The organism is Pseudomonas sp. NPDC077451 (assembly GCF_044543345.1).
Taxonomy (GTDB): Bacteria; Pseudomonadota; Gammaproteobacteria; order Pseudomonadales; family Pseudomonadaceae; genus Stutzerimonas.
Genome location: NZ_JBITVX010000007.1, coordinates 62,048 through 75,318 on the forward strand (window position 1 = coordinate 62,048; position 13,271 = coordinate 75,318).

General features: G+C 63.8%; 14 protein-coding genes. All 14 read left to right on the plus strand.

Features of this window, described 5'->3' with window-relative positions; all coding sequences use genetic code 11:
- Positions 1-31: 31 nt before the first annotated feature.
- The gene (locus ACIGHL_RS12965) at positions 32-1,309 is read left to right on the plus strand and encodes a bifunctional O-acetylhomoserine aminocarboxypropyltransferase/cysteine synthase (RefSeq protein ID WP_128120303.1); all 1,278 of its coding nucleotides are present in this window, start codon (positions 32-34) and stop codon (positions 1,307-1,309) included.
- A gap of 104 nt (positions 1,310-1,413) precedes the next feature.
- The gene (trxC, locus tag ACIGHL_RS12970; protein WP_128120302.1) at positions 1,414-1,848 is read left to right on the plus strand and encodes a thioredoxin TrxC; all 435 of its coding nucleotides are present in this window, start codon (positions 1,414-1,416) and stop codon (positions 1,846-1,848) included.
- Between the two features lie 323 nt (positions 1,849-2,171).
- Positions 2,172-2,891, plus strand: coding sequence for a beta-ketoacyl synthase chain length factor (locus ACIGHL_RS12975; protein WP_128120301.1), 720 nt, complete (start codon positions 2,172-2,174; stop codon positions 2,889-2,891).
- The gene (locus ACIGHL_RS12980; protein ID WP_127838333.1) at positions 2,867-3,676 is read left to right on the plus strand and encodes a lysophospholipid acyltransferase family protein; all 810 of its coding nucleotides are present in this window, start codon (positions 2,867-2,869) and stop codon (positions 3,674-3,676) included. Before ACIGHL_RS12975 ends, ACIGHL_RS12980 begins: the two co-directional genes overlap by 25 nt.
- Entirely contained in the window at positions 3,657-3,929 is a 273-nt protein-coding gene (locus ACIGHL_RS12985) for a phosphopantetheine-binding protein (RefSeq protein WP_045430738.1), read from the plus strand. Before ACIGHL_RS12980 ends, ACIGHL_RS12985 begins: the two co-directional genes overlap by 20 nt.
- A gap of 1 nt (position 3,930) precedes the next feature.
- The gene (locus ACIGHL_RS12990) at positions 3,931-4,188 is read left to right on the plus strand and encodes an acyl carrier protein (RefSeq protein ID WP_045430740.1); all 258 of its coding nucleotides are present in this window, start codon (positions 3,931-3,933) and stop codon (positions 4,186-4,188) included.
- Between the two features lie 82 nt (positions 4,189-4,270).
- Positions 4,271-4,849, plus strand: a complete 579-nt coding sequence (locus tag ACIGHL_RS12995) for a COG4648 family protein (protein ID WP_128120300.1) — start codon at positions 4,271-4,273, stop codon at positions 4,847-4,849.
- The gene (locus tag ACIGHL_RS13000) at positions 4,846-6,525 is read left to right on the plus strand and encodes an acyl-CoA synthetase family protein (RefSeq protein ID WP_128120299.1); all 1,680 of its coding nucleotides are present in this window, start codon (positions 4,846-4,848) and stop codon (positions 6,523-6,525) included. The genes ACIGHL_RS12995 and ACIGHL_RS13000 overlap by 4 nt, the downstream gene beginning before the upstream one ends.
- Positions 6,522-7,346 (plus strand): glycosyltransferase family 2 protein, encoded by an 825-nt coding sequence (locus ACIGHL_RS13005; protein WP_413818139.1) that lies wholly within the window; start codon positions 6,522-6,524, stop codon positions 7,344-7,346. Before ACIGHL_RS13000 ends, ACIGHL_RS13005 begins: the two co-directional genes overlap by 4 nt.
- Positions 7,343-8,284, plus strand: coding sequence for a lysophospholipid acyltransferase family protein (locus ACIGHL_RS13010; protein ID WP_128120298.1), 942 nt, complete (start codon positions 7,343-7,345; stop codon positions 8,282-8,284). Before ACIGHL_RS13005 ends, ACIGHL_RS13010 begins: the two co-directional genes overlap by 4 nt.
- Complete coding sequence (locus ACIGHL_RS13015; RefSeq protein ID WP_128120297.1) at positions 8,271-9,809, plus strand: HAL/PAL/TAL family ammonia-lyase; 1,539 nt, start codon at positions 8,271-8,273, stop codon at positions 9,807-9,809. The genes ACIGHL_RS13010 and ACIGHL_RS13015 overlap by 14 nt, the downstream gene beginning before the upstream one ends.
- On the plus strand, positions 9,802-10,227 hold the full coding sequence (locus ACIGHL_RS13020; protein WP_128120345.1) for an acyl-CoA thioesterase: 426 nt from the start codon (positions 9,802-9,804) through the stop codon (positions 10,225-10,227). Before ACIGHL_RS13015 ends, ACIGHL_RS13020 begins: the two co-directional genes overlap by 8 nt.
- A complete protein-coding gene (locus ACIGHL_RS13025) occupies positions 10,224-10,844 on the plus strand; it encodes an outer membrane lipoprotein carrier protein LolA (RefSeq protein ID WP_241509130.1) in 621 nt (206 codons plus the stop codon). The genes ACIGHL_RS13020 and ACIGHL_RS13025 overlap by 4 nt, the downstream gene beginning before the upstream one ends.
- Entirely contained in the window at positions 10,828-13,167 is a 2,340-nt protein-coding gene (locus ACIGHL_RS13030) for an MMPL family transporter (protein WP_128120296.1), read from the plus strand. The genes ACIGHL_RS13025 and ACIGHL_RS13030 overlap by 17 nt, the downstream gene beginning before the upstream one ends.
- Positions 13,168-13,271 lie beyond the last annotated feature (104 nt).

Sequence of the window (13,271 nt, forward strand, 5' to 3'; positions counted from 1 at the left end):
TGCCCCGATGAACAAGAACAAGGAGCGCGCCATGAAGCTGGAAACCCTCGCCGTCCATGCCGGCTACAGCCCAGACCCAACCACCCGCGCGGTGGCTGTGCCGATCTACCAGACCACCTCCTACGCGTTTGACGACACCCAGCACGGCGCGGACCTGTTCGACCTGAAGGTGCCGGGCAACATCTATACACGCATCATGAATCCCACTACCGACGTGCTCGAGCAACGCGTCGCGGCACTGGAAGGCGGCGTGGCGGCCTTGGCGGTGGCCTCGGGAATGGCGGCGATCACCTATGCCATTCAAACCATTGCCGAAGTTGGCGACAACATCGTTTCGGTCGCCAAACTCTATGGCGGCACCTTCAATCTGTTTGCCCATACCCTGCCGCGCCAGGGAATCGAGGTGCGCTTCGCTGCCCACGACGATATCGCTGCGCTGGAGTCGCTGATCGACGAGCGCACCAAGGCGGTGTTCTGCGAATCCATCGGCAACCCAGCCGGCAATGTCATTGACCTCGCCGCGCTGGCAGACGCCGCACACCGCCACGGCGTACCGTTGATCGTCGATAACACCGTTGCCACACCGATGCTATGCCGCCCCTTTGAGCATGGCGCGGACATCGTCGTGCATTCGCTGACCAAGTACATGGGCGGCCATGGCACCAGCATTGGCGGCATTGTCGTCGACTCGGGGAAGTTTCCCTGGGCACAGCACAAGGAGCGCTTCGCGCTGCTCAACACGCCTGACGTGTCCTATCACGGCGTCACTTACACCGAGGCGTTCGGCCCCGCCGCTTTCATTGGCCGCTGCCGCGTGGTGCCGCTGCGCAACATGGGCGCGGCGATTTCGCCGTTCAATTCGTTCCTGATTCTGCAAGGGTTGGAGACGCTAGCGCTGCGCATGGAGCGGCATTGCGAAAACGCCTTGAAGGTTGCCGAATACCTGCAGGCACACCCGCAGGTGGCGTGGGTGAAATATGCCGGCCTGGCCGATCATCCAGAGCATGAATTGGCGCGCCGTTATATGAACGGCACGCCGGCATCAATCCTCTGCTTCGGCATCGAAGGTGGCATGGAGGCCGGTGCACGCTTCATCGATGCGCTCAAGCTGATCGTGCGACTGGTCAACATTGGCGACGCCAAGTCTCTGGCCTGCCATCCCGCCAGCACCACGCATCGCCAGCTGAACGCCGAAGAACTCGCCCGGGCAGGCGTTTCTCAGGATCTGATCCGGCTGTCGATTGGCATCGAGCACATCGATGACATCCTGGCCGACCTGACCCAGGCCCTGGACGCGGCCAAAGGCTGATTTCGCAAGCCGCTACGCCCGCGACGCTTGATATCGCTTGATATCGCTTGATATCGGCCAGCGAGGCTCCACATTACTGCGACAGACCGCTGTGGAGCCTCGCCATGACCGACTCGCTGATCATCCCCTGCGCACATTGCGCCAGCCTCAACCGCATCCCCGCCGACCGGCTGCACGACGCGCCGCGCTGTGGACGTTGCAAAGAAGAAGCCTTACCGAACACGCCGTTCGAGCTGCAGCAGAATCAGTTCGCCAATCAGATGAAGGGTGATTTGCCGCTGCTGGTGGATGTCTGGGCCAGCTGGTGCGGCCCGTGCCGCAGTTTCGCCCCAACCTTCGCCCAGGCGGCCGCTCAGCTGCAGGGCCGTTGCCGATTGGCCAAACTGGACAGCGAGGCCAGTCCGCAACTGTCTAGCCAGCTCGGCATTCGTTCGATCCCCAGCTTGATCCTCTTCAAGCAAGGCAAGGAAGTGGCGCGCCAGAGCGGTGCGATGCCATTGCCGCAGCTACTGGCCTGGCTCCAACAGCACGGGGTATGACAGGCGCCACGCAGTAGTCTGTTCGGCTTCTGAGGAGGCGGAAGAAGGTCTGGTAGCCAAGCAGCTCGACGCCGGCATCGTCACGGGCACGCGCAGCCTTGGCGATCGGGCTTTTTGGCAAACCTAGAACAGACCACCGGCCGACCCCGCAGTTCCGTGCATTAGGCCTGCCTTTTATCCGGATATTTCAAGCAACGTTTGCCTAGGCTCCACCGCGATTGGATAATGCCGCCGCTTTCACGGCAGACATTTACCGATAGTCGCTGTACAAGGACGTCGACACGCCAATAACAAAGGCTCGAGGATGAGCCGGTGAGTTCAGCGTGATTCAATTCGAAATCGATCAATGGCAGGCTTGGGCTCCAGGCCTGGCGAGCACTGATGACTGGGCCAATTGGGCCGGGGATCCGTGCGAGCTCGAAAGCAGTGACGCACAACCGGACGTCAGCTTCCTGCCGGCCATGCAGCGCCGCCGCCTGAGTCGCCTGGCGCGCATGGTGTTCGCCGTGGCCACTCCGCTGGCGGCCAACCGGGCGCCAATGCCGCTGGTCTACGCCTCCCGCCACGGTGAGACCACGCGCACTTTCGCCATCCTCAATGACCTGGCGAGCGACGAGCCACTATCCCCTACCCAGTTCAGCCTGTCGGTGCACAACGCGATCATCGGTCTCTGGTCCATTCAGCAGCAGAACACTAGCGAGATGACGGCGCTAGCAGCTGAAGGTGACGGACTGGAGCATGCCGTGCTCGAAGCAGCCATGTTGCTCGGCGAAGGCGCTCCCGAAGTCCTGGTGGTGGTTGCGGAAGATCAGCCCCCTGCGGTCTATGCGCCCTGGATCAACGACGTCAGCTTTCCTTATGCCGTGGCGCTGTTGCTGAAGCCGGGTAAGACCTGGCAATTGAGCCTCGAAACAGCCGAGCCAGCCGCTAGGCCGGCATCGCACCCGCATGCGATCAAACTGGTCCACGCACTGCTCAAGGACCAACCGACCTTTCAAAACACGTGGGAGAGCCGCCAATGGAACTGGCAGCAAACCTATTGAACCGCCGATACAGCGCGCCCTGGCTGTGGCGCCTGGTCGCGACCGGGCTATCGTTTGCCCTGTTCGGTCTCGGCGGGCTCTGCCTGCGAATGATCGTTTTCCCTGTGCTGGGTCTGCTGCCAGGCGACACGACCGAACGCCGCAGTCGGGCGCGGCAGACCGTGAGCCGGCTGTTCTGGCTGTTCGTCCAGTTCATGTACCGCAGCGGCGTACTGACCTATGAAGTCGAAGGTGCCGAACGGCTCGGCCGACCAGGGCAGTTGGTGATCGCCAACCATCCTTCGCTGATCGACGTGGTGGTGCTGATCGCACTGATCCGTGACGCCAACTGTGTGGTCAAGCAGAGCCTGTGGGACAACCCCTTCACTCGCGGGCCGATACGTGCGGCTCAGTACATCAGTAATAACGGCAGCGCGGAGATGCTCGACGAAGCAGCCGATGCGCTGAGGCAAGGCCAGACACTGATCATTTTTCCCGAAGGCACGCGTACCACGCCGGGCCAGGCGCCGCAGTTTCATCGGGGCGCGGCGGCTATCGCGCTGCGTGGCGCACGCCTGGTTACGCCCGTCGTGATCACCGTCACGCCCACCACCCTGACCAAAGCCGAGCCCTGGTATCGGATTCCGGCAAGACGTTTTCATTTTCATCTGCGCGTCGGTGAGGATATCGACCCGCAGATGTTCGCTTCGCGTGGCGCAGCACCCATTGCCTCTCGGCAACTCAACGACCATCTGCATCGACACTTCATAAAGGAGCTCGCACTCGATGAGCCAACTGCAGCTTGAAATCAAGCAACTGATCATCGACGCCCTGGGTCTGGAAGACCTCGGCCCGGACGACATCGCGGCCGACCAGCCGCTGTTTGGCGAAGGGCTCGGGCTGGATTCGGTCGATGCGCTGGAGCTGGGTCTGGCGATCCAGAAGCGCTTCGGCATCAAGATCGACGCCGATGCGAAGGACACCCGCAAGCATTTCGCCAGTGTCGATAGCCTGACCGCCTACGTCAGCGCCAACCGCGCCGTCACCGAGGAGGCTTGAAATGGAAAGCCGCAACGAAATCTTCCAGACCCTGCGCGATGCGCTGGTCGAGCTATTCGAACTCGAGCCCGAGCGAATCAGCCTGGAAGCCAACCTGTACCAGGATCTGGAAATTGACAGCATCGACGCCGTCGACCTGATCGATCACATCAAGCGCCAGACAGGCAAGAAGATTGCCGCTGAGGAATTCAAGTCGGTACGAACCGTGGGCGATGTCGTCGAGGCGGTGTATCGGCTGGTGAACCCGCAACCGGCCTGACCCACCCGATCAACCAACCAAGCATTGTCCGGTGAGCCCAGAGCTCCCCGGATCAAGCTCCTATGCGCAAACGGACGGCACGATGCAGACACCCGCTCGAACAGGCACTGCGAACGCCAGTCGGCTAGCAGGCCTCGCCCTGTTGCTGGTCGGCCTCGCCTACCCGTTCGTTGTGTATGTGGGCCTGGAGCAGCTGTCGCCTCGGCTCTTTGCGCTGCTGCTCGGCGCGCTCTGGCTGGCTCGCCTATGCAGTGGCAAGCAGACACCGCTGAGCAATACGGTGGCAGCGACCGCGCTGCTGTTCTGCCTGTTGCTGGGGCTGGCTGACGAGCCGGCGTTGTTACGTTGGTATCCCGTACTGATCAGCCTGGCGCTGCTTGGCCTGTTTGCCGGCAGCCTCTACTCCGGCATGCCGATCATCGAACGCCTCGCGCGGCTAAGCGAACCCGAGCTCCCACCCGCGGCGGTGCGCTATACCCGGCAGGTGACCTGGGTCTGGGTGGGCTATTTCATCGTCAACGCCGGTATCGCCAGCGCACTCGCGCTCTGGGCGCCGCTGAGCTGGTGGACGCTTTACACCGGCTTGATCGCCTATCTGCTGATGGGACTGTTGTTTGCCGGAGAGTGGTTGATACGCCAGCGCGTCAGGAACGTTACATGAACTGGATTCCCCTCGAACATCTGCTCGCCCAGACGCCAGCGTCGCGACCGGTCACGCTCGATCCCGCCCTGGAGCATACCGAGCTGCGCCAACGAGCGCTGCGTGTGGCTGCTGGGCTGCGTAACCGCGGCGTCGCCAGGCTCGCAGTGCATCTGGAGGACGCCAGCGAGCTGGCGATTGCCCTGCTCGGCGCCTGGCGAGCCGGCGTAACAGTATTGCTACCAGCCGACCTGCAGCCTGCCAGCCGTGCGCGACTGGCCCACCAGGCCGATCTCTGGCTGACCGATCAGGACGGCGATGCTCATCTCTCGGAGCTGTTCGCCGAGCCGCTCGAAGGGGCGAAGCTGGATCTGGACCAGTGCCGACTGCTGCTCTGCACCTCCGGCTCCAGTGGCGAGCCGAAACTGATCGACAAACGCCTGCGCCAGCTGGCGAACGAAGTGGAAACACTCGAAGCCTGCTGGGGCGCCGACCTCGGCGATGCCTGCGTGATTGCCAGCGTCGCCGCGCAGCATATCTATGGACTGCTGTTCCGCGTGCTCTGGCCGTTGTGCGCGGGCCGTCCCTTTCTGCGCCGCGCGCAACCTTTCTCCGAAGACCTCCAGCTGGCCAGCCGTCAGCATCCGCGCTTCTGCTGGGTGGCCAGCCCGGCGTTGCTCAAGCGGATGGGGGACAACCTCGACTGGCCGGCTTTGCGCAGCGTGCGCCGGGTCTTTTCCTCGGGGGGAGCGCTGGATGCCGAGGCTGGGCAGCGACTGCAGCAGCGCCTGGGTCAGCTACCGACCGAGATCTACGGCAGCTCCGAGACCGGTGGCATCGCCTGGCGCCAAGGCGGCGCCCTGTGGCAGCCCTTCGCCGGCGTGCAGTTGAGCCAGGACGATCATGGAGCACTGCGCATCGCCTCGCCTTGCCTGCCCCCAGGCCACGTCGAGCAAACGGCCGATGCAGCGCGAATCGAAGCAGACGGACGCTTCGAGCTGCTCGGCCGGCTGGATCGCATCGTCAAGCTGGAAGAGAAACGCATTGCTCTGCCGATGCTCGAAACAGCGTTGGCCGCTCACTCTTTCGTCAGTGACGCGCGGCTCGGGGTGATCAATGACAATCGCGCCTACCTCGCGGCACTGGTCGCACTGAGCGAAGCCGGCCTGCATGCGCTGCGCAACGGGGGTCGACGCGCATTGACCGAGACGTTGCGTAAGCACTTGGCAAACCACTGCGAAGCGCTAGCCTTACCGCGCCGCTGGAGGCTAGTCGCCCAGCTGCCGTGCAACAGCCAGGGCAAGCTCGCGCAGGCACAACTCGACGCGCTGTTGCAGGCGCCGCGCCCGCTGCAGCCGGAGCGACTCAGTGCTTCCCAAGAAGAAGACCAGTGGCAGCTCCAGTTGGCCATCCCGCTGGACCTCGCGCACTTCACCGGGCATTTCCCGCAAACCCCGGTTCTGCCCGGCGTGGTGCAGATCGACTGGGCCATCGGCCTCGCCCGCGAGCTGATCGCCGACCTGCCACCGAGCTTTCAAGGCATGGAAGTGCTCAAGTTCCAACAGCTCGCCCGTCCGGGAGACCAGTTGAGTCTGACGCTGCGCTTCGACCGCGAGCGCAGCAAGCTGCATTTCGCATACCGCAACGGCGACGCGCCCTGCTCGTCCGGCCGCATTCTGCTGGGAGATCCGCTGTGACCATGCTTACCCCGCTTGAGCCTGCGATGGCGACTGTGCCCGTTAAGGACAGCCCTCAACAGTTGTCGCTAGCGATTGACGAAGACTGGTTCAAGCCCTGTGCGGTGGTGCCGGTGTACAACCACGAGGCCAGCCTGCCTGGCGTCGTTCGCGCGTTGCTCGCCGAAGACTTGCAGTGCGTGCTCATTGATGATGGCTCCAGCCCGGCAGCGGCGGCGGTTATCGATCAACTGGCAGAACATCCCTCGGTGCACCTGCTCCGCCACCGCCACAATCAGGGCAAAGGCGCAGCGGTCGCATCCGGCCTGCGCGAGGCGGCGCGCCTGGGATTCAGCCATGCACTGCAGGTGGATGCCGACGGCCAGCATGACCTCGGCTGCGTGGCGCTGTTTCTCGACCGCGCCAGCCAGGCGCCGGATGCGCTGATCTGCGGTTATCCCCAGTACGACTCGAGCGTGCCGAAGGGGCGTCTTTATGGGCGCTACCTGACCCACGTCTGGGTCTGGATTAACACCCTGTCCTTGTCGATCCGCGACTCCATGTGCGGCTTTCGCGTCTATCCGCTGCCCCCCACCCTGGCCCTGCTCGACGCGATGACGTTGGGTCAGCGCATGGACTTCGACACCGAAATCCTGGTTCGCCTGCACTGGCGACAGCAGCCGATGGTCTGGCTGCCGACGCGGGTGCACTACCCGGCCGATGGGGTTTCGCATTTCCGTCTGTGGCGCGACAACCTGTTGATCTCGTCGATGCACGCACGACTGTTCGGCGGCATGCTCATGCGGGCGCCCGCGCTGCTCTGGCGCCGGTGGTGGGGATGAGCGACAAGGCCGCAGCCGGTTCGCATTGGGCCGCGCACCGCGAGCAGGGCAGCTTTGCCTTGATGAAGCTAACGGCCTGGGCCGTGCGCCTGCTTGGCCGACGTGCCATGGCACCGCTACTGTACCTAATCGTGCTGTATTTCTACCTGTTCAACCGCAGCGCACGGCAGAGCGCCTGGCGGTACCAACAGAACCTCGCCGCGTACAGCGGCCGCGCCGATCTGGCGCCCAACTGGCGCTCGGTCTATCACCAATTCATGGCCTTCGCCGATGCCTTGCTGGACAAGCTCGATGTCTGGGGTGGACGCCTGAGGCTGGATCGACTGGTGCTGCATGACAGCGCCAACCTGCACGCTGACCTCAAGGCGCCGCGTGGCCAACTGCTGGTCGGCTCGCACCTGGGCAATCTGGAGATCTGCCGAGCCCTGGCAGAAATGGGCCGCAAGGTCAGAATGAACGTTCTGGTACATACCCGCCACGCCGAACAATTCAACCGGCTACTGAACGAGTCCGGCGCGAATAACTTGCGGCTGATCCAGGTCAGTGAGCTCGACCCGGCGATCATGATGGAGTTGTCTCACCGGCTGGACCAAGGCGAATGGCTGGCCATCGCCGGTGACCGGGTACCGCTACAGGGCGCGCGCATTGCCACCGCCGACTTCCTCGGACAGCCGGCCGCTTTTCCACAGGGCCCCTGGCTATTGGCCGGGTTGCTGCAATGTCCGGCAAATCTGTTGTTCTGCCTGAAACAGGGCGAGCAATTTCATGTCCATCTGGAGCCCTTCGCCGACTGCATCGAATGGCGCCGAGGCGAACGCGATGCCGTTGTGCAGCGCTGGGTGCAGCGCTACGCGGATCGACTGGCGGCACGCTGCCTGGAGGCCCCCTTGCAATGGTTCAACTTCTACCCTTTCTGGGACACCCATGAACAACGCTGAACCCGTCATCTTTGGCGAAAACCACCTGCGTATCGAGAACCTGCTGGCCGTGGCCCAGGGCCGTGCGCCCGCCCGGCTGCAGAGCGACGCGGCGTTCCGCGAACGGATCGCCCGCGGTGCACGGTTTCTCGACACCCTGCTCGACCGCGAAGGTGTGATCTACGGCGTAACCACCGGCTATGGCGATTCCTGCGTGGTGGCAGTGCCGCTGCACCAGGTCGAGGCCCTGCCGCAGCATCTGTTCACCTTTCACGGCTGCGGCCTGGGCAAGCTGCTCGACGCGGAAGCCACGCGCGCGGTCCTGGCCGCCCGCCTGCGTTCGCTGACGCACGGCATGTCTGGGGTACGCATCGAGTTGCTCGAGCGCATGCAGGCGTTCCTTGAACATGACGTGCTGCCATTGATCCCAGAAGAAGGCTCGGTCGGCGCCAGCGGTGACCTCACGCCGCTGTCCTATGTCGCGGCGACCCTGGCTGGCGAGCGGGAGGTGATGTATCGGGGCGAACGCCGCAGCGCCGCCGAGGTACACCGCCAACTTGGCTGGACGCCGCTGACTCTCCGTCCCAAGGAGGCCCTGGCGCTGATGAACGGCACCGCAGTGATGACCGGCCTGGCCTGTCTGGCCTATGCCCGCGCCGATTACCTGCTGAAACTGGCGACCCGGATCACCGCGCTCAACGTCATCGCACTGGAAGGCAACCCGGAACATTTCGACGAGCGCCTGTTCGCTGCCAAGCCGCACCCTGGGCAAATGCAAGTGGCCGCCTGGATTCGTCAGGACTTGGCCATCGAGGCGCCGGCTGCGCCGCTGCATCGCCTGCAGGACCGTTACTCGCTGCGCTGCGCCCCGCACGTGCTCGGTGTGCTCGCCGACAGCCTGGGCCTGCTGCGGCAGTTCATCGAAACCGAACTGAATAGCGCCAACGACAACCCGATCATCGACGCGGAAAACGAGCGGGTGCTGCATGGCGGACATTTCTATGGCGGACATATCGCCTTCGCCATGGACAGTTTGAAGAATCTCGTCGCCAACATCGCGGACCTGCTCGACCGGCAGCTCGCCTTGCTGGTCGATACTCGTTACAACCACGGTTTGCCGAGCAACCTGTCCGGCGCCCCCGAAGCCACAGCGATGATCAACCATGGCTTCAAAGCCGTGCAGATCGGCGCCAGCGCCTGGACCGCGGAAGCCCTGAAGAACAGCATGCCGGCCAGCGTTTTTTCGCGTTCGACCGAGTGCCACAACCAGGACAAAGTGAGCATGGGCACCATTGCCGCGCGCGACGCATTGCGCAGCCTGGAACTGACCGAGCAGGTCGCCGCCGCCACGCTGATCGCCGCGAACCAGGGCGTCTGGCTGCGTCAACGTCAGCAGGGCGCGCGGCCGCTACCGGCACCGCTATCGCGGATGCACGAGGCGCTTGGCGAAGACTTCCCACCGCTGATCGAAGACCGTGCGCTGGAAGGCGAACTGCGCCTTTGCCTCGAGCGAATTCGTGCGCAGCATTGGGGGCTTTATGCGTAAGAGCGGCGTACTGCAGGCAGAGATCGAAGTGCTGGTGCCCTTCTTCGACGTCGATTCCATGGACATCGTCTGGCACGGCCATTACGTCAAGTATTTCGAGATGGCGCGCTGCGCTCTGCTCGACCGCATTGGCCACAACTATGTGCAGATGAGAGAAGCCGGCTACGCCTGGCCGATCATCGACGTACAGCTGCGCTACATGCGCGGCGCCCGTTTCAATCAGCGCATCGTTGTTCGCGCCGACCTGGTCGAGTGGGAGAACCGCCTGAAGATCAACTACCTGATCAGCGACGCCGAAACCGGTGAGCGCATGACGCGCGGGAGCACCGTGCAAGTTGCCGTGGAGATCGCCAGCCGCGAAATGCTGCTGGCTTCGCCAAAGGTGCTGGTCGAAGCCGTGGAGCGCGCGCTGCTGTGAAGCGTTTATTCAACAGCCCTTGCTGGGCCTTGCTGGTCGCACTGAGCCTGCTGTTGGCGCTGACCACCCGCGCCAACGCCTTCGATCTGGTCCAACTCAGCCTGCAGTTGCGCGAACCCACGGTTGTTCGTGGCACCTTCACCCAGGAGAAATACCTGCGCGCACTGCCCCAACCGCTGGTCAGCGTGGGCAGCTTCGTCCTGGCGCGCGACAGCGGTCTGCTGTGGTTCCTGCAAGCTCCGGTGCAACAGGATTACCGCATCAGCGCCGCCGGCATTGCCCGACGCACGCCCAGCGGCTGGAAGCAGACCAGTCAGCAAGGGCCTGCGGCGCGACAGAACGAGCTTTTTCTAGCCGTACTGCAGGGCGATACCGAAGCCCTGCAGCGCGATTTTGAACTGCAACTGACGGGAACTGCGCAGGCCTGGGCGCTGACCCTGACGCCGCGCTCCCGACTGCTTGCACAGATCTTCTCCACCATTCTGATTCAGGGGGGTGCCACCGCCGAGCGTGTCGAGCTGGTCGAAGCCCAGGGCGACAGCACCCTGCTACTGCTGACTGACATTCAGATCGACGATCAGTTGAGCCCCAGCGAACACCATGACCTCGCCGACTGATCACGCGCTCAGGCTGCCGGCCTGGCTCTCCTCGCTATTCTTTGTGGCGCTACTCGGACTGGTCGCGTTGACCGCATGGCAATGGCGCAATGGCCCGCCGATCAGCGCCAATTTGCTACAGCTGCTCCCCAGCGGCGCGCCAGGGGAACTGGAGCAACTCGCCGAGCAGCGCGTGCAGGCCCCGCTCAATCGCGACCTGATGCTGCTGGTTCAGCATGAAGACGAAGACACGGCCGTCGCGCTGGCCAAGGAAGCCGCTGGCAACCTCAAGGCCAGCGGCCTGTTCGCACAGGTTCGTCGCTCTGTGCAGGCCGATTTGCCAGCGATGCGCCAGCAGTTGCTGGATCAACGACTGGTATTGCTCGACCGGGCCAGCCGCGAAGCCCTGATCGCCTCACCCCAAGACTTCATTCAACAACGCCTGCAGCGCCTGTTCAGCCCGTTCGAAAGCACCAGCCTCGTGCCGGTCGAAGAAGACTGGTTCGGCTTGGCCGACCTGGCGCAGCGTCGGCTCCCGCATCCGGGCAATATCCATCCGCGCCTCGATGGCGCATTGCTGGCCGAACATGACGGCCAGCGTTGGGCCGTGATCCATGCGCAAATCCACGGCGACGCCTTTGATGACAAGCTGCCACTCCTGGTCGACGATCAGGTCCGCGCCGCTCGCCACCGGGTCGAGTCCCAGCAGGGCAAACTGCTCGCGGCTGGCGGCGTGCTACATGCGGCATACGGGCAGCGCCAGGCGCGTGAGGAAGCGAGCCTTATTGGCAGCGTCTCGCTCGTCGCCACGCTCGCCTTGCTCCATCTGCTGTTTCGTACACCGCGCGTCCTGCTGGTCGCCTTGCCGGTGCTGGTCGGGGCGCTCAGCGGCGCCGCGGCCTGCGTTGCACTGTTCGGTCAGATCCATGTGCTGACCCTCGTGCTCGGGGCCAGCTTGGTCGGTGTCAGCATCGATTTCCCGCTGCATTATTTGTCCAAAAGCTGGACGCTGCAGCCCTGGCAGGCATTTCGGGCCTTACGCTTGACGCTGCCCGGCCTGGCCCTGGCGCTGGCGACCAACGTCATCGGCTATCTAGCCATGGCATTTACCCCGTTTCCGGCACTGAGCCAGGTCGCCGTCTTTTCTGCCGCAGGACTGCTGGGTGCCTTCGCTTGTGCGACCTGCCTGCTCCCCTCGCTGGTGAACGTGCCACTGCAGCCGTGGGCGGCCCCACTGAGCTGGGCTGAACGCGCCTTGGCTCTGCGTCAACGGCTGCTCGGTCGGCTACCGTCGAGCTGGCTGCTGGCCGGCTTCGTGGTGTTCTGCCTGGCCGGCATCAGCCAGGTGTCGTTCAAGGATGACCTGCGCCAATGGGTCAGCCGCGCGCCGGCGCTGCAACAACAAGCCGAGCGCATCGGGCAAATCACTGGCTTCGAGCCGACCAGCCAGTATTTCCTGGTTCGCGCGCAGACGGCTGACGAGTTACTGGAGCGCCAGGGAGCGCTCGGCACTCGCCTTGACCAGCTGGTGGCGGAGCAGAAGCTGCACGGTTATTTAGCCCTGAGCCAGTTGGCGGCCTCGACCGTCGCCCAGGAAAACCTGCATCTCGCCCTGCCGCGCCTGCTGGAACACAGCCAGCCACTGCTGGCGCTTGGCATGACTGCTGGGGCGCTCGAAAAGGAACTTGCCGCCCTGCAGGCACAACCAGTGACAGGCCTGGATCAGGTGCTGGCAGGACCGATTGCCGAACCGTGGCGCCCGCTTTGGCTGGGCACGCGAAGCGACGGCACGGTTGCCGGCCTGATCAGCCTGCAAGGACTGCGCGACAGTTCGGCGCTGCACGGCCTGGCAGACGGTATTGACGGGGTCAGCCTCATCGACCGGCCCGCAGAGCTGAATCGCTTATTTGCCGAGACCCAGCGCCAGGCGGCACTGCTCAAGACGTTTGCCGCTGTCGTTATCCTGGCTCTGCTGTGCCTGCCGTTCGGCTGGAGCGGCGCCCTGCGCTGCCTGGCTGTTCCGCTACTTGCAGCGCTTGGCAGCCTTGCCTGCCTCGGCTGGCTGGGCCAGCCATTGACCCTGTTTGGCCTGTTCGGCCTGTTATTGGTCACGGCAATCGGGGTGGACTACGCGATTCTCATGCGTGAGCGGATCGGTGGCGCTGCGGTGAGCCTGGTCGGCACGCTACTCGCGGCCGTCACGACCTGGCTATCGTTCGGCCTCCTGGCCCTGTCGAGCACACCGGCTGTGAGCAACTTTGGCCTGGCGGTGGGCATCGGTCTGGTATTTGCGTTTCTGCTCGCGCCTTGGGCGGCAAAAACCACCGAAGAGCCAGCATCTTGACTGCCCAGCGTAATGCCTGGTTATGGCCTCGGCGGCCCTTGGCTGAGTTTCCAACGCGACCAGACCAAGGCAATCGCCCGAATAACCACCTGTCTTATCAAACC